Source organism: Herminiimonas arsenitoxidans (assembly GCF_900130075.1).
Taxonomy (GTDB): Bacteria; Pseudomonadota; Gammaproteobacteria; order Burkholderiales; family Burkholderiaceae_D; genus Oxalicibacterium; species Oxalicibacterium arsenitoxidans.
In genome coordinates, this window is record NZ_LT671418.1 from 718317 (window position 1) to 734357 (window position 16041).

Consider the following 16041-nt stretch of genomic DNA (forward strand, 5'->3'; position numbering starts at 1 on the left):
ACTGCATTAACGGCACGCCTACGGCGCAAGATGGAAACAAGTCATACAGCCTGCTTAAAGCATTTCCCATCACGCGCTTCTCTCCAAGCTCTGCGCAAAAAATCTCCGCATTAATCAAATCTGCTATAAATGCAGATCCCGAGCATTGGAAACTATCAGTGCCATTGATAACAATTACGAGACAATTCTTCCATGCTGAAAACCACCGTTTCCGCCCTTGCCCTCATCATTTCCACTCAAGCAGTTACTGCATTTGCCCAACAAACCGGTCCTCGTGACGAGTTCTTCTGGTTAGGTGAAATCAATAAAGCCACGACTGTCATCAACTCCGAAGAAGGATTGCTGGACAAATCGATGGTGCCGCGCATTACTTCAGGCATAAGCAAAGTTCTCAAGGACGGCAACCAGCCAGGCGGCAAGCGTCCGGCCCGGGTAATTGAGTTTGAACCACTATTGATAGAAGCCGCTGGCGTGGAAGTCACCCTGCTCCATGCTGGTCGCTCAAGCCAGGATATGCATGCCACCATGCGCGCAGCAATCATGCGGGAAGACATGCTCAGATTGGCCAGCCAGCTTAACAAGACGTCCGGCACTGTCGTCAAATTGGCTGAACGGCACGCTAATACCATCGTCCCCAACTACACAAATGGCGTGGCGGCTCAGCCCAATAGTTACGGTCACTATCTGCTTGGGTATGCCGCCGGGCTCGATCGTGACGCACAACGCATACGCGAAGCCTATACCCGCCTTGACCGCTCACCGATGGGCACAACTGTTTTGAATGGCAGCAGTTGGCCGTTAAACCGCAACAGAATGGCCGATTACCTCGGCTTTTCCAACATCGTGGATAACGCCTACGACGCCGGTCAGATTGCCTCGGTCGATTATCCGGTCGAAGCCGGCTCGATAGTGACCAGCATCGCGCTGCACACAGGCTCTTACATCGAAGACATCATGACCCAGTACGCGCAACCGCGTCCCTGGATGCTGCTGCAGGAAGGCGGCGGAAATACATATGTCTCTAGCGCAATGCCGCAAAAACGCAATCCGGGCTTGCTCAACTCAGCTAGACAAAATGCGTCAACCGCCATCACATTGGCGATGGGACCCATCTTGCAAGCGCACAACATTCCTCCCGGCATGATGGATCCCAAGGATGCCAAGACAAATAGCGCGATGATCAACAGCGCCATCAAGGTATTGCAGAATTGGGACACTATCCTGAACGCCTTGGTCATCAGCCCAGAACGCGCGCTGGAAGAGTTGAATAGCGACTGGACGGCTTCACAGGAACTGGCCGACGTCTTGATGCGGAAGTACAAATTCCCCTTCCGTGCCGGCCATCATTTCGCGTCAGAGATCGTGGATTATGCGAAAACAAACAACATCAAGCCTAGCGAGTTTCCATATAGCGAGGCAAAACGTATTTATGCAGAAGCCCTGAAAGGACACGGTAATGATGAATTACCGATGAGTGAGGAAGAGTTTCGCGCAACGCTGAATCCACTCGCCATCATCAAGAACCGCGCAACTGTCGGCGGCCCTCAACCGGCTGAAATGGTGCGCATGCTGAAAGCGGCCAAACAAGGACTTGCGCAGCAGGACGCGTGGATCAAGGAAAGGCAAGCCCGTATCAATTCCTCATTAGCCAAACTTGACCAGGATTTTGACAAACTTCCGAAGAGCAACAAATAGGTAGCCAAGAGGCAATTGTTAATTAATATTATTTTGTTTAAATTCAAATAGATATCGAATCTATTTGAATTTAATTATCAAGAAATTTAACCTGCATTATCCTGAGCTAAACACGCTTCTACCTTGGCCATAGCACCAGTTGCGGGATGTCTGAGCTTGCTGATGCGCCCGACTAAAACCTCCCGCAACTGATCTTGTTCTAGTTTGTGCTGCACCAGGAACGCGTCCGGGACTTCTATTTCCGCAGTCACTATCCCCTGCTCCCGGGAAATTGTGAGCGCGGTCACTTTGCCGAACAAATCAATTTGCAGACCGGTCACCGGATTGCGTATATCGATCAAGCGCGGTTCTATCGCGTTGATGAATTGCTGCTCATTCAAGGCATTCAATACCGGGAAGCAACCCGAAACTTCAATTAATGTTTTCATTTTTCCTCAAAGACTCAAGGTGCCTGTTGCGCCAATATCGCTGCCAGCAACCCTGGGAATCGGCTTTCTATGTCAGCACGCCGCAGCGTGTTCATGTGCATGGTGCCGGTATTTTCCGTGAGGACCAGACCGGACTCGCGTAGCACTTTGAAATGATGGGACACAGTAGATTTGGGACGTCCGCCATCCAGCTCACCGCAGGACGCGGTTTCCACACGGGCGAGATGCCGAACTATGTCCAGGCGTATCGAATCGCTCAAGGCGTACAGCACGCGTTCGAGTAACAACTCATCGGCGGCAGGATGTTTAAAGGGTCGCATAAGCAGCATCATACACTTTCGGCTATACTTCTTCCATTGTTCGTATATATACGAACTAACGAAGTAATATCACTCACATATTTAAGGTCACCATGTCCGCCCTATTCCAGCCATACACACTCAAAGACGTTACCCTCCGTAATCGCATTGCAATTCCACCTATGTGCCAATACATGGCCGTTGATGGCATGGTCAACGACTGGCATCTTGCTCATTACTCCAGCCTTGCACGCGGCGGTGCCGGACTGGTGATTGTTGAAGCGACTGCAGTTGCCCCCGAAGGACGCATCACCCCCGCTTGCACAGGCATCTGGAATGATGAGTTGGCGCAAGCCTTCGTGCCAGTCGTGCAGGCAATCAAGGCCGCAGGTTCAGTACCGGGAATCCAGATCGCGCATGCAGGACGTAAAGCCAGCGCCAATCGCCCATGGGAAGGCGACGATCATATCGACGAAGGCGACGCACGTGGCTGGCAAACCATCGCGCCGTCAGCGATCGCATACGGCAAAGGCTTGCCTAAACAACCACAAGCGATGAGCCTGGATGACATTGCCCGCGTACGCCAGAACTTCGTTGATGCTGCGGTGCGTGCACGCAACGTGGGCTTTGAATGGCTGGAACTGCATTTCGCACATGGTTATCTGGCACAGAGTTTCTTTTCCGAGCATTCGAATCAGCGCGATGACATCTATGGTGGCAGCGCCGAAAACCGCGCCCGCTTCCTACTGGAGACATTACGTGCAGTGCGCGCAGTCTGGCCGGAAAACCTGCCATTGACCGTACGCTTTGGTGTGATCGAGTACGACGGACGCGATGAACAAACGCTGCTTGAATCGATCGCGCTGATACGCGAGTTTAAAAAGGCCGGCATGGACATGATCAGCGTCAGCGTCGGATTCACGATTCCAGAAACATCGATTCCTTGGGGCCCAGCATTCTTGGGACCCATTGCAGAACGCGTGCGTCGCGAAGCGGATGTGCCGGTATCGTCGGCATGGGGTTTCGGCACGCCGGAAATCGCCTCACGCGTCGTCGAAGAAGAGCAATTGGATCTCGTCATGGTAGGACGCGCACATCTGGCCAATCCACACTGGAGCTATGCGGCAGCGAAAGAACTCAATGTCGAACGTGCATCGTGGACCTTGCCAGCGCCCTACGCGCATTGGCTGGAACGTTATTAATCAATTGCTCGGAGATTGTGTGCAGCAGCGATGCCATCCATCGCTGCTGCCTCAGCTCCGCGCACGTTGACAAGATATCGAGTTGCTTCGACTAGCCTGCTGGTATGAAGGAGTACTTGCTGCTAGTACTCCAATCGCATCAACTGGATAACTTGCTCTTCTTGCGCAAAAATAATAGTTGAGCAGTCACTCCAATGATAAGAATAGCGGCGAGACCGGCCAGTGATCCGAGTAGCAATGGAGACTTTGGATCAGTCACGAATGGATGGCCGTTCGGAACGCGGCGCAGCGTTTCGCTTACGGTAGGAACCATCAGTAAGAAGGCAGTAAGGCTGAGGCAAATCGTTTCGATGTAAATGGCTGCTCGTCCCAAAGAAGTCATGTGCGCTATTCCATAACCGATCGCCAAAAACAGAATCGTAACAATGGCAATGCCATAACTCACTGTTTGGTGCGCAACAAGAAATACCGTCAGCGCCCCTATGAGCATCGAAATAAAGTACGCAATGCCTGCCCCATTACGAGGAGTAATCCTGCCATACCGTACAAACATGTATATGGCTAAAGGGATGGCAGGCAGGCTGCCCAGTGTATGTAACCAGCCTAAGGGTGATATTCCAAACATGGTGATTCCTTTCGTCTTTTGATCAAATGAAGCTGCAAATTAAAAACAATCTATCCAACAATATCCCTACTAGTTGGTAGGCAAAAAGGCGAAGTTGTGCCCTATAACCATTGATAGCGTCAGATTTCCAGAAGACGCTTCAGCAGTGGCTGGGTGATCACACTGAATATTTTCGCGTCGTCGTAAGCACGCGCTGAGAGCATGGCGCCATGCACCGTAGCCATAAAACCTTCAGCCTCGATGCTAGCTGACGTAGTTAGTCGTATCTTGCCTTGTGCAACACCACGCTCCAGGACAGAAGCCAACCAAGTCGACAGAGTCCCAAAATGTGCGCGCACTTCGAGTGCAACCTCTTCAGGAAGAACAGGTAATTGAGTTGCGAGCAATGCGCATACGCAGAACGGGGCACTAGAGTCAGCGATGCAGGATTCCCAATATTGAATGTACGCACGAAGCTGTTCAACTGGCTCAGGAACATTGCGCTCTAACTCAGCTATACCCAGCTGAGCTTCCCATCGATAGTTAACTATAAGTGCTCGAACCAAATTCGATTTAGTTGGAAAATGATGATGAATGGTCGCATTGCGTACTCCAACCACTTTGGCAATATCGGCGTAACTAAAGCCGTTATATCCACCGGAAATTATCAGCGAACGGGCGCAATTAATGATTTCGTCAGATGTATTGTTTGGCTTCATTTCAAGCAGTCTACTTACTAGTAGGTATGCAGTCAAGTTAATCGAAATGTCCACAACCGATAGATAACGAACCGCGCCCAGCTTTCAATCCCAAACGAACTGTCACCTCATCTGTTGCCCGTTGCCGTTTAACAAAAGCTTGCCAATAGTAAATTCTATTTTTGACAATAAAACCCCAGGTGAAGAGAGGACTTGTTATAGAATTCGCGCTTCCCTGCTCTTTCACCGCCTCTTGCCTCTTATTGCCGTAGAGAATGAAAACCAAGCTCGCGCCAACTATCCGCTCAAAGCTGGTTTTACTCGTGATGGCATGCGTGGTCCCCGCGGCGTTAATGGCCGTCCTGCTAATCGCGCATGATTATCAACGTGCGCGCGACCAATTACTGCTCAACTCGCTAGGAATGGCGCGCGCCATGATGTCGGCCGTAGACCGCGATTTCGCCAGCATCGAATCCTCACTGACAGCACTCGCGACGTCCCCTTACCTGGACTCCGACGATTTGAGCGACTTCTATATGCAAGCGCAAGAAGTCTTGAGAAATCAGCGGGATCAGTCCGATATCAACGTCGCTCTTGCCGACGTTACAGGCAAGCAGCTCCTCAATACCCGTCGCACCTTCGGCGACCCTCTTGACGGAAAAAGAAGATTTATTCAGCTGGAAACCCTGTTCAAAACGGGGAAACCTGTCATTTCTGATTTATTCCGCGGCGATATTACGCAACGGAATATGTTTGCCATAGGCGTCCCTGTTTTAGATCAGGGAAAAGCGCGCTACAGCCTCAGCGCTGGTATTTTCCCGGAGCGCTTTGACAAACTGCTGCGACAACAAGAAATGCCTGAAGGCTGGATTGCTGCGATTTTTGACGGAACAGGCACCATCGTTGCCAGAACTGGCAATAGTCCGCATTTGATAGGCAAAAAAGGCGTATCTGAAGTAATCAAACACCTGCAAACCAGCAAAGAAGGCATATTTGAAAGCGTGACCTACGACGACGTGGCAGTGCAAACCGTCTTCAGCCGTTCCAAGCTTTCCAACTGGTCGCTGGCAATCGGGATTCCAACCAAGAACATCGTGCACGAATTGCGCTATACCTTGTTCTGGCTGATTTTTGCCACCATCGCTCTCTTGGCGAGCAGCGTGACCGCAGCCTGGTTGATAGGCGGACGCATCGCAGATTCCATACATGGCTTGACCGGCCCGGCACTGGCGCTAGGTACAGGCGAAGTTGTCACCGTACCGCCACTGCATTTACGGGAAGCAGACGAAGTCGGCGCATCGCTGATCCGCGCATCGGAAATGCTGCATCAAGCACAGCACCAAGCCAATCATGATGAACTGACCGGCTTGGCGAATCGCACTTTGTTCCATGAAATCGTCAGCCAGCAACTGACATTGTGCGAACGTAATAATGCTGTCTTATCTATCCTTTATATTGATCTGGATGGATTCAAGGCTGTTAATGACAAATACGGCCATGAAACCGGTGACAACGTGTTGCGTACAGTAGCTGCTCGCCTCAAGGCCGGCAGCCGTCATTCTGATGTCGTGGCGCGTTTGGGTGGCGATGAATTTGCGATGGTGATGGTCGGTGCACGGTTGGACGACGCACGCATCGTTGCAGAAAAACTGGTTGAGAGCGTATCCGCGCCTTACGTCATCAAGGATGCATTGACGGCGCATATCTCCGCCAGTATCGGCGTTGCAGCCTACCCTGACTCGGGCACGACCAGCGAAGCATTACTGCATCGTGCGGATGGCGCCATGTATAAAGCCAAGAGTCTGGGACGGCGACGCGTGGCGATAGCCACGACAGGCTGATTTAATCGATAAGAAAAATATTTACCTGCAAGGTAATCCAGGAATGAAAACAAAAGAGATGCCTTTTATCCGCAAGCTACTATCTACTGGCAATACCTCGCCACTGCTTTCGTGCACACTGTTTGCACTGAGTTTGTTCACTATTGGGTTCAGCGGAACAAGCGCATACGCTGCTCGACCGATGATTACCGATGATGCACGTATCGTTGATGCCAAAGCCTGCCAGGTAGAGAGCTGGGGCAAGCGGAACCGTGACAGTACAGAATACTGGGCGATCCCTGCCTGCAACTTCACCGGCAATCTGGAAGTAAGTCTGGGCGGATCGCGGATACACGACACCTTAGGCACACAAACACAAAGCATGGTGGTGCAAGGTAAAACCTTGTTCAAAACACTGGAGCCAAATGGCTGGGGCATCGGCCTCGCCTTCGGCAACTCGTTTCAACCAGTATCCAATACCGATCGTCATTTGATCAGCTCGCCCTACGCTTATATTCCGGCCAGCTTCTCGTTCAAGGATGACCGCTTCGTCCTGCATACCAATGTCGGCTGGCTGCATGACAAACCAAATAATCGTGATCGTGCAACATGGGGTCTTGGATCAGAGACACAGCTCACTGATCGCACATGGCTGATTGCAGAAACCTTTGATCAAAGTGCGGGGCGGCCTTTCTTCCAGATAGGCGTGCGCCATTGGCTGGTACCGAATCACGTGCAGATCGATACTACTTACGGCAATCGTCTTGGCAGCGGTAGCGAAGAACGCTGGTTCTCCATCGGCTTGCGTCTGCTATCCTTGCCCTTCCTTCCGTAAAAAAGAAAGCCCATGCCTGAATCAACCATCCTGTTGATCGACGATCACACCATGTTCCGTGAAGGCATGGTGTTGGCGCTGGCACAGGTTGCTCCCCACTTGCAGATACTCGCAGCATCCAACGGTATGGAAGCCATTACCGCTCTGGAAACGCATGCGGAAATCAGTGCGGTTGTGATGGACTACTATCTGCCCGATATTGGTGGTAGTGCTTTACTGCATAGCCTGCGTCAAGCGCGTCCCGGCATGCGCATCCTGGTTTTGTCCGCGTCGGAAGATTCGGATGACGTACATCATGCGCTGGCGGCTGGTGCAAACGGCTTCATCCACAAATCTGCCGACAGCCACACTTTGCTGGAAGCCTTGTCTACCGTGATGTCCGGTGGACGCTATGTACCAACGGCTTACGGACTATCGACGCCGCCGGCAGAACAATCTGACGATGCGACCTTGTTAAGCAACCTTACTCCCAGACAGCGTGAGGCCTTATTGCTCGTGTGCGAAGGTTGTCCTAATAGCGATATTGCCACCCGGCTCGGCACGACTGAAAAAACCATCAAGGCTCACCTCTCTGCCATTTTCGCCACCTTGAATGTCCGCAATCGCACGCAAGCGGCACTGATTGCGCGACGCGGCGGCTTGCTCGGCAAGCCCAAATAACAGCAAAAAATATAGTGAAACGCTAAATAGCTTATTGCACTGCGCGATCAGCCGAGCGCGCAGCTTGTGCAATCGTTTCTACAATGACTTGGCGCAGATGCGCCGCATCCACCGGTTTATGCAGCAAAGGCCATGCGCGTGCGGAAGCTTCCGCCAAGCGTTGTGGATCGGTATCACCAGTCATCAAAATGGCAGGAATGGTGTCGTCAGCATACTCATCATGCAGGCGATCAATCACGGCAATGCCGGTTTCGTGATCACGCAAGCGGAAGTCGCTCAAAATCAATGCAGGCGTATCCGTGCAATTGGCTGCCGCTTGCACGATCTCATCACCACTGGCTCCCGCGACCACCTGATAGCCCCACGCTTCCAGCAACAGGCGCACACCTTGCAGATTGTCTTCGTCGTCTTCAATCACGAAGATGGTTTTTCCTTGCGGCGCATCGTCATGAAGACTGATGGGTGGCGTGATCGTAGTCGAAGCGTGCACACCCTTTTCGTCGAACAAAGGCAAGGTCAGTGTAAAAACGCTACCGCGACCTGGTCTTGAGCGCAGAGTCAGGCGATGCCCGAGCAAATCCGCAGTACGACGCACAATCGCCAATCCCAAGCCCAAACCTTTGTTCTGGTTACGCTCAGGATTGCCGATCTGATGAAACTCCATGAAAATTTTCTCTTGGTCTGCCGGTGCGATTCCCACACCGGTATCCCACACTTCCACTTGCAAGAACTGACCGCGACGACGACAGCCGATCAATATGCCACCGCGTTTCGTATGGCGTATGGCGTTATCGACCAGATTGCGCAAGATGCGATCCAGCAAAACCGGATCGGAATATACCGCCGGCACCGAAGCATGATGCAATCGCAGGATTAAGGATTTAGCCGCGGCCTGTGGTGCATATTCCAGTTGTAGTTGATTGAACAAAGCCGTCAAAGAACAATGGCGTAGACGCGGCCGGATCACCCCTGCATCCAGGCGAGAAATATTCAACAAGCCATCGAACAAACTGCCCATCGCAGCGGTAGCACGCCCGATGTGATCAACCAGTTGGCGGCTTTTTGCATTCAGGGTTTGTTCGCGCAGCACACCAACGTACAAACTCAGCGCATGCACCGGTTGGCGCAAATCGTGACTGGCTGCTGCGAGAAATTGCGATTTCGCCTGATTGCTACGATCGGCAGCCTCTTTACTACGCTCAGCTGCTTCTTTCTCAATTGCCAGCCGTTCGAGCAGATCGCGATTTTCAAAACGCATTTGCAGGGAATCACGCTGAGTACGGTACATGCGCTGCGCAAAGGCCAGCGTCACAAATAGATAGAGCATGCCGGCAGCAGCCAGAACATGATGCAAGATGTCTGGATCCACCGCCAGAGCGATGAAGGACGGTAAAAAATAAGGTATTTCAAACGCGAGCAACAAAGGCATGTAAATGCAGTAAGCGTAAATCGCACCAGTACCCAGCGTGAGCAAACCGATAATCATGAACATCTGGTATTCAAATGGTGCCTGAAACAACCAGTAGCCATAAGGCAGTCCCCACACCACACCAGCCAAGGCCGTACACCACAGCATGCGTTGTCCCCAACGGCGTAGCGCAAGCACTTCATTCTGTGCGACCTTGTAAGTACGCATAACACCGATGCGCAACGCCATTACAGCAATATTCAACACCAGCCACGCTATCAATTCACGTTGCGGCAGCACATTCCACAAGGCGATCACAATCAAACCAACCGTCAGTAAAGAACCCAGCAAGGCAAAAGGGAAATTGCGTCGCAATATCGCCATCTGAGCGATAAAAATTGCGTCTGCGTGCGCGTTCTGGTCTTTATGGTTTTGCATCATGTGGCCGAGTTTTACACAAAATAAAGTTCTGCACATAGGACTTTAGTCGTATGCGCAATCCGAACAATTTTCCTAAGATATTTGCATCACCCATGCAAATTCAGGAAAAAACAGTGAAGCATCACCCCGTCATTCGCACCTTGCAGCCACTCACAGCAGCCTTGCTTGGTAGTTTTTTCGCCATTCCTGCACTGGCACAAGGCATACCTAATGCCGGACGCCTGCTCGAAGAGATCAAGCCGCCAGTTACGCTGCCAAATACCAGCATCGAAGCCCTGCCGATTGAAGAAACCGTACGTACACCGCTCTCCTTACCGACAGATATTCGCATCAAGGTAAGCGCCATCCAGATCACGGGCACGAAAGCCTTTAGCGAACAGCAACTGCAGCCTTTGGTCGCTGATCTGATCGGCGGCGAGCACAGTCTGGCCGAGCTGGAACAGGCCGCGCAACGCATTACGCAGTACTACCGGCAGCAAGGCTATATGCTGGCACGCGCGTATTTGCCGGCGCAAGCAATCAAGGATGGCAAGGTAGAAATCAGCATACTGGAAGGCCGTCTAGACAAGATAAAACTGAATAATCAATCCCGTATCGCCGATACCACCATCGGCAACAAGCTGACCAGCATCAGCAGCGGCCGTGCGCTTAAAAGCGACGAAGTAGAAAAAAACTCTTGTTGCTCAGCGATACGCCCGGCATAGACGTACGCTCCAGCCTGCGCCCTGGCGCATCCGTCGGCACCACCGATCTCGACATTCTGATCAAGGATGGTAAGCCGCTCGACGCCGATATCAGCGTCGACAACTTCGGCAACCGCTATTCCGGCGAATATCGCCTGAACGGCAATCTGACCTTGAATAATCCCTTTGGACTGGGTGATGCGCTGCAAATACGCAGCACCACTGCCGGCGAAAAATTCAACTACGTACGCCTAAGTTACCAACTCCTGCTCAATGATAGAGGCACCCGGCTCGGCGTGGCCTATGCAGCAATGCAATACAAACTTGGCGAAGACTTTAAACGGCTGGATGCACACGGCACGGCGAATATTGCCAGCCTCTTTCTCACGCATCCATTCATACGCAGCCGCGCCTTCAACCTCAATGGTCAGATCAATTTCGATCACAAAGTGCTCAATGATCGTATCGACTTAATCGGAACGGAGAGCAACAAGAAGCTCAACAACTTCACCTTCGGCGTATCTGGCGACAGTAACGATCAATTCAACGGCGGTGGTATCAATCAAGCCAGCCTTAGTGTGACGGTCGGCGATCTGCAACTCGACAGTGCCAGCGCCTCGCTCGATGCCATCGGTCATCGTACCCAAGGACGCTTCACGAAAACAAATCTGCAAGCCCTGCGCCTGCAAAGACTCACAGAACAACTCAGCCTGTATGGCCAATTAAGCACTCAACTGGCCGGCGATAATCTCGATTCTGCAGAGAAGATGTCGCTCGGCGGCTCCTACGGTGTGCGCGCCTATCCACAAGGCGAAGCGCCAGCCGACGATGCCTGGCTCATCAATCTGGAACTGCGCTACGCCTTCGCTGCGCAATGGCAAGCCATGCTGTTCTACGACGCTGCGCAAGGTCGCATCAATCACAAGCCGATAGCCGCCGATGGCAACAACCGCCGCAATTTATCCGGCGTCGGCGCAGGGATCAAATGGGCCAATCAAGATGGCTACAGCCTGCAAACCACTGTCGCATGGCGCACCGATGACGAACCAACTTCCGACAAAGACAAATTACCCAGAGTCTGGCTGCAATTTGCCAAAAGCTTCTAATAAAGGAACACCATCATGAACCACTGCTACCGTCTGGTCTGGAACGAACTACAACGCGCCTACGTCGTTGCGCCCGAGAATGCACGCGGCAAGAGCAAAAGTAATGGGCGCAAAACCCGATCACTAGCAGTCCTGCTCGGCACAACTTTACTGGCAAGCTTTGCTGCAAACGCCCTCGCCGCACCGACCGATGGCGTTGTCACCAGCGGCAACGGCCACATCGCGACTAACGGCGCAGTCACTACCATTACGCAGAACAGCGACAAGCTCTCGCTCAACTGGGGCAGCTTCAATATCGCCGGTAACGAAACCGTCAACTTCATCCAGCCCGGCAGCAACTCGATTGCGCTGAACCGCATCATCGGCAGCGGCGCAACCGAGATCTACGGCAAGCTCAACGCCAATGGGCAAGTGTTTCTATTGAATCCGAATGGTGTGCTGTTCGGTGCTGGTGCCAGCGTCAACGTTGGCGGTTTGGTGGCAACGACGCTGAACTTGAGTGATGCCGATTTCAATGCCGGCAAATATCAATTCACTGCATCACCCAACAGCACAGGCAAGATCATCAACCAAGGCAGCATTACCGCCGCCGATGGCGGCTACATCGCGCTACTCGGCGGACAAGTCAGCAATCAAGGCACGCTCGCAGCCAAACTCGGCAATGTGACGCTGGCGGCTGGTAGTGACATGACGCTGGACTTTGTCGGTGATGGTTTGTTAAGCGTCACCGTCAATCAAGGCACGCTCAATGCCTTGGCCGAGAACAAGCAATTGATACAGGCCGATGGTGGTCACGTCTTGCTGACAGCTAAAGCGGCAGACAGTCTGATTCAAGCGGTGGTGAACAATGAAGGCGTGATCGAAGCCAGAACAGTAGACAACCGCAACGGCACCATCATGTTGATGGGTGATATGCAGAATGGCCTGACCAAAGTCGGCGGTACGCTGGATGCCAGTGCGCAAAATGGCAATGGTGGCTTTATTGAAACCAGCGCTGCCAAAGTCCAAATAAGCGATAACGCTCACGTCACGACCAAGGCCGCCAACGGCCAGACCGGAACCTGGCTGATCGATCCGAATGACTTCACGATTGCGGCCAGCGGTGGCGACATGACGGGTGCTGCCGTATCCAATGCGGTGCAGAACAACAACTTTGAAATTCAAAGCACCAGCGGTGCAACTAGCGGCAACGGCGACATTCACGTCAACGACGCCATTAGCTGGAGCAGCAACAACACTTTGACACTGACGGCTGAGCGCAATATCAACATCAACCAGAGCATTACCGCTACCGGCAATGCAGCAGGCTTGGTACTGAACTACGGTAATTACACGACAGCAGGAACAGCGACCGCCAATACCGATTACCACGTCAAAGCACCGATTACGCTAAGCGGTGCGAACGCGACTCTGGCAATCAATGCCGACAATTACATGCTGATTCACAGCATGGCGGACCTAATCGGAATCAATGCAGGATTGAACGGGAAATATGCGCTGGCGCAGAATCTTGATGCTGGCGGCACGACTTATACCGATGCCTTGATCGGCAGCCTCAACAATAACTTCAATGGAAGTTTTGCAGGATTGGGGCACACCATCAGCAATCTCACTATCAACAGTACTGCCAATAATATTGGTCTATTCCGCTTTGCCGATAGCAACAGTGTGATCCGCGATATTGGTTTGCTGGGCGGCAGCATGATCGGTAACATTCAAGTCGGCGCGCTGGTCGGCAGGAACCACGGCAGCATCAACAATGCATATGCCACCAGCAACGTAAGCGGCGACACCAGCGTCGGTGGGCTGGTCGGCTGGAACCAGGGCGATATCAGCAATGTCTATTCGACCGGAAGCGTGACGGGCCTTCAGCAAGTCGGCGGTCTGGCCGGCTACAACGAGAGCAACATTAGTGACGCCTATGCTATCGGTAACGTGACTGGTGATAAAAGTGTCGGTGGACTCGTCGGCTGGAACCAGAGCAGCATCAATAACGCTTATGCCAGCGGCAACGTATCTGGTTATCAAGTCATCGGTGGCTTGGTGGGCGGCAATGATGGAAGCATCAGACAAAGCTATGCCACGGGTACCGTGACCAGCACTGATTATTCCGCTGGCGGACTGGTCGGCCAAAACAGGGGGGATATCAGCTATACCTATGCCACCGGCAGTGTGAACGGCTCTGACCGGGTCGGCGGTCTGGTCGGACATAACATCGGTAACCTCGACTACAGTTATGCGACTGGACGCGTGAATGGCAACATGAGAGTTGGTGGTTTGATCGGCAGAAACGACAACATCGATGGCGAGGGCAATGCCAGCAACTCATACTGGGATCAAAACAGTACAGGCCAGATCAATGCCATTGGTCAGGACACTGGTAGCAGCAGCATCAACATCGCCGCAGTCAACAGCACTAGCGCTTACAGTTACGCCAACTACACCAATCTGGGTACCTGGAGCGAAACGGCCAGCGGCTCGGGCGTATGGGTAGCAAGAGATGGCAGCGGCAATCCGCAATGGATCATGATAGAAGGTTCTACTCGTCCCTTCCTTTACAGCGAATATTCCACCACTATCCGCAACACACATCAGTTGCAGTTGATGGCACTTAATCTGAGCGCAAGTTATACCCTGTCCGGCAATATCAATGCAACAGAAACCAATGGCAGCAGTCCCAGTGGCATGTGGACTACGGCTGGTTTCTCGCCGATTGGCAACAACACCAACCGTTTCACCGGCACCTTCGATGGACAGAACCACGCCATCAGCAATCTATTCATCAACCGTCCAACAACCGACTATGTGGGTCTGTTTAGATATACCGCTAGCAGTGGCTTGATCCGTAATATCGGCTTGCTGGGCGGCAGCGTGAGCGGCAAAGACTTCGTCGGCGGACTGGTCGGCTGGAGCGGCGGCGGCATCAGCAACGCCTATGCCACTGGCAGCGTGAATGGCAGCGACTCCGTCGGCGGGCTGGTCGGCGTCAACGGCACCGGCAGCATCAGCAACGCTTATGCCACTGGCAGCGTAAATGGCAATAACTACGTCGGCGGGCTCGTCGGCTACAGCCTCAACAACGGCAGCATCAGCAACGCCTATGCCATTGGCAGCGTGAACGGCAATAACTACGTCGGCGGGCTCGTCGGCATCAACCTCGGCAACGGCAGCATCAACAACGCCTATGCTGCTGGCAGCGTGAGTGGCGATAATGTCGTCGGTGGGCTGGTCGGCAAAAACTCTGGCAACATCAGCAACGCCTATGCTACTGGTAGCGTGAGTGGCAGCAATCTCATCGGTGGATATCCTGACGGCGATCAAATCGGCGGGCTGGTTGGGTTGAATGAGGGCAACATCAGCAGCGTCTATGCTACCGGCACCGTAATCGGCAACAACTTTATCGGCGGACTGGTTGGACTTAATGGCGGCAGCATCAACAACGCCTATACCACTGGCAACGCCAGAGGCAGCAACAATGCCGGCTGGCTAGTTGGTTTTAGCCACGGCGGCGTCAGCGACAGCTTCTACGCTACCACCGATGCCAACGGTAACCCGATCAATCCACCCACTAATGGGAGTGTCGCGGGCACGGCGAAAACCTTTGCCGAACTGACGCAACTGTCTACCTTTGCATCATGGGGTAGCGATATCGATGCGCAAGGTGGTACAGGTTCTGTCTGGCGTATCTATGAAGGGAACAGCACGCCATTACTGCGCAGCTCCCTGAAAGCAGTCACGGTCACTATGGACGGCATACATAATGGCGCTGCGACGGGTAGCAATGTGCCTTATACCTTATCCGATACGACGGCGACGCTATCCGGACAACTGAACTACAACGTAATCGGTAATGCACTCGTGTTTTCCGGTTTGTATTCGGGTCAGCAAGGATATGACATTAGCTATGCCCCTGTGAGTTCGACCTACCATCCTGCTCCCACCACGACTTCTGGCAACACAAGCAGCCTGCCGACATATCAATCAGCACTCAATAGCGCACTCGACAATGACGAAGCGGTGCAGATTGCAGAACAAAAAGATATCTTGACGATCGTCGATGGCGGCATGCGTTTGCCAGCGGGATTGGGACATTAAATAATGCAATATCAAATACTTATACGTATTTTTTAAGGCGAATTATTTAAAGTAACTGGAATGTTTC

At 52.6% G+C, this 16041-nt stretch carries 13 protein-coding genes; 8 read left to right on the forward strand and 5 right to left on the reverse strand.

The genetic code is table 11. The features are described from left to right. Positions 1–192 precede the first annotated feature (192 nt). Positions 193–1695 (forward strand): argininosuccinate lyase, encoded by a 1503-nt coding sequence (locus tag BQ6873_RS03370; protein WP_076591393.1) that lies wholly within the window; start codon positions 193–195, stop codon positions 1693–1695. Positions 1696–1781: 86 nt separating this feature from the next. On the opposite strand, the gene BQ6873_RS03375 is transcribed toward BQ6873_RS03370, so the two are convergent. Together BQ6873_RS03375 and BQ6873_RS03380 are read right to left on the reverse strand one after the other, a co-directional pair. Continuing rightward, positions 1782–2123 (reverse strand): hypothetical protein, encoded by a 342-nt coding sequence (locus BQ6873_RS03375; protein WP_076591394.1) that lies wholly within the window; start codon positions 2121–2123, stop codon positions 1782–1784. 14 nt (positions 2124–2137) lie between these two features. Continuing rightward, on the reverse strand, positions 2138–2443 hold the full coding sequence (locus BQ6873_RS03380) for an ArsR/SmtB family transcription factor (protein WP_076593912.1): 306 nt from the start codon (positions 2441–2443) through the stop codon (positions 2138–2140). A 92-nt stretch (positions 2444–2535) separates the two neighbouring features. On the opposite strand from BQ6873_RS03380, the gene BQ6873_RS03385 reads away from it, so the two are divergent. Beyond that, positions 2536–3624 carry an NADH:flavin oxidoreductase/NADH oxidase gene (locus tag BQ6873_RS03385; RefSeq protein WP_076591395.1) on the forward strand — a complete coding sequence of 363 codons (1089 nt, stop codon included), beginning with the start codon at positions 2536–2538 and terminating at the stop codon, positions 3622–3624. Positions 3625–3763: 139 nt separating this feature from the next. On the opposite strand, the gene BQ6873_RS03390 is transcribed toward BQ6873_RS03385, so the two are convergent. Beyond that, positions 3764–4249, reverse strand: coding sequence for a hypothetical protein (locus tag BQ6873_RS03390; protein ID WP_076591396.1), 486 nt, complete (start codon positions 4247–4249; stop codon positions 3764–3766). A 119-nt stretch (positions 4250–4368) separates the two neighbouring features. Then, on the reverse strand, positions 4369–4947 hold the full coding sequence (locus BQ6873_RS03395; RefSeq protein ID WP_076591397.1) for a TetR/AcrR family transcriptional regulator: 579 nt from the start codon (positions 4945–4947) through the stop codon (positions 4369–4371). Positions 4948–5201: 254 nt separating this feature from the next. Here BQ6873_RS03395 and BQ6873_RS03400 point away from each other — a divergent pair, with 254 nt between their 5' ends. The 3 genes from BQ6873_RS03400 to BQ6873_RS03410 are packed head-to-tail and all read left to right on the forward strand — an operon-like array spanning position 5202 to position 8241. Next, complete coding sequence (locus BQ6873_RS03400; RefSeq protein ID WP_076591398.1) at positions 5202–6767, forward strand: sensor domain-containing diguanylate cyclase; 1566 nt, start codon at positions 5202–5204, stop codon at positions 6765–6767. A gap of 43 nt (positions 6768–6810) precedes the next feature. Continuing rightward, on the forward strand, positions 6811–7581 hold the full coding sequence (locus tag BQ6873_RS03405; protein ID WP_231949215.1) for a hypothetical protein: 771 nt from the start codon (positions 6811–6813) through the stop codon (positions 7579–7581). Between the two features lie 12 nt (positions 7582–7593). Beyond that, the gene (locus BQ6873_RS03410; protein WP_076591399.1) at positions 7594–8241 is read left to right on the forward strand and encodes a response regulator; all 648 of its coding nucleotides are present in this window, start codon (positions 7594–7596) and stop codon (positions 8239–8241) included. A 31-nt stretch (positions 8242–8272) separates the two neighbouring features. Here BQ6873_RS03410 and BQ6873_RS03415 read toward each other — a convergent pair whose 3' ends face one another. Further along, the gene (locus tag BQ6873_RS03415; RefSeq protein ID WP_231949216.1) at positions 8273–10087 is read right to left on the reverse strand and encodes an ATP-binding response regulator; all 1815 of its coding nucleotides are present in this window, start codon (positions 10085–10087) and stop codon (positions 8273–8275) included. Positions 10088–10203: 116 nt separating this feature from the next. On the opposite strand from BQ6873_RS03415, the gene BQ6873_RS17880 reads away from it, so the two are divergent. From BQ6873_RS17880 to BQ6873_RS03425, 3 genes are read left to right on the forward strand one after another with little or no spacing between them, the layout of a single operon-like run. Next, positions 10204–10794 carry a POTRA domain-containing protein gene (locus tag BQ6873_RS17880; protein ID WP_157889110.1) on the forward strand — a complete coding sequence of 197 codons (591 nt, stop codon included), beginning with the start codon at positions 10204–10206 and terminating at the stop codon, positions 10792–10794. Next, on the forward strand, positions 10767–11879 hold the full coding sequence (locus BQ6873_RS03420; RefSeq protein WP_083664369.1) for a ShlB/FhaC/HecB family hemolysin secretion/activation protein: 1113 nt from the start codon (positions 10767–10769) through the stop codon (positions 11877–11879). Before BQ6873_RS17880 ends, BQ6873_RS03420 begins: the two co-directional genes overlap by 28 nt. Before the next feature lie 15 nt (positions 11880–11894). Beyond that, positions 11895–15974, forward strand: coding sequence for a GLUG motif-containing protein (locus tag BQ6873_RS03425; RefSeq protein ID WP_076591401.1), 4080 nt, complete (start codon positions 11895–11897; stop codon positions 15972–15974). Positions 15975–16041: the final 67 nt, after the last annotated feature.

Bases quoted from the DNA above. Each gene is read 5' to 3' on its own strand.
- BQ6873_RS03370 (WP_076591393.1), top strand. From the start codon at position 193: ATGCTGAAAACCACCGTTTCCGCCCTTGCCCTCATCATTTCCACTCAA.
- BQ6873_RS03375 (WP_076591394.1), bottom strand. From the start codon at position 2,123: ATGAAAACATTAATTGAAGTTTCGGGTTGCTTCCCGGTATTGAATGCC.
- BQ6873_RS03380 (WP_076593912.1), bottom strand. From the start codon at position 2,443: ATGCGACCCTTTAAACATCCTGCCGCCGATGAGTTGTTACTCGAACGC.
- BQ6873_RS03385 (WP_076591395.1), top strand. From the start codon at position 2,536: ATGTCCGCCCTATTCCAGCCATACACACTCAAAGACGTTACCCTCCGT.
- BQ6873_RS03390 (WP_076591396.1), bottom strand. From the start codon at position 4,249: ATGTTTGGAATATCACCCTTAGGCTGGTTACATACACTGGGCAGCCTG.
- BQ6873_RS03395 (WP_076591397.1), bottom strand. From the start codon at position 4,947: ATGAAGCCAAACAATACATCTGACGAAATCATTAATTGCGCCCGTTCG.
- BQ6873_RS03400 (WP_076591398.1), top strand. From the start codon at position 5,202: ATGAAAACCAAGCTCGCGCCAACTATCCGCTCAAAGCTGGTTTTACTC.
- BQ6873_RS03405 (WP_231949215.1), top strand. From the start codon at position 6,811: ATGAAAACAAAAGAGATGCCTTTTATCCGCAAGCTACTATCTACTGGC.
- BQ6873_RS03410 (WP_076591399.1), top strand. From the start codon at position 7,594: ATGCCTGAATCAACCATCCTGTTGATCGACGATCACACCATGTTCCGT.
- BQ6873_RS03415 (WP_231949216.1), bottom strand. From the start codon at position 10,087: ATGCAAAACCATAAAGACCAGAACGCGCACGCAGACGCAATTTTTATC.
- BQ6873_RS03425 (WP_076591401.1), top strand. From the start codon at position 11,895: ATGAACCACTGCTACCGTCTGGTCTGGAACGAACTACAACGCGCCTAC.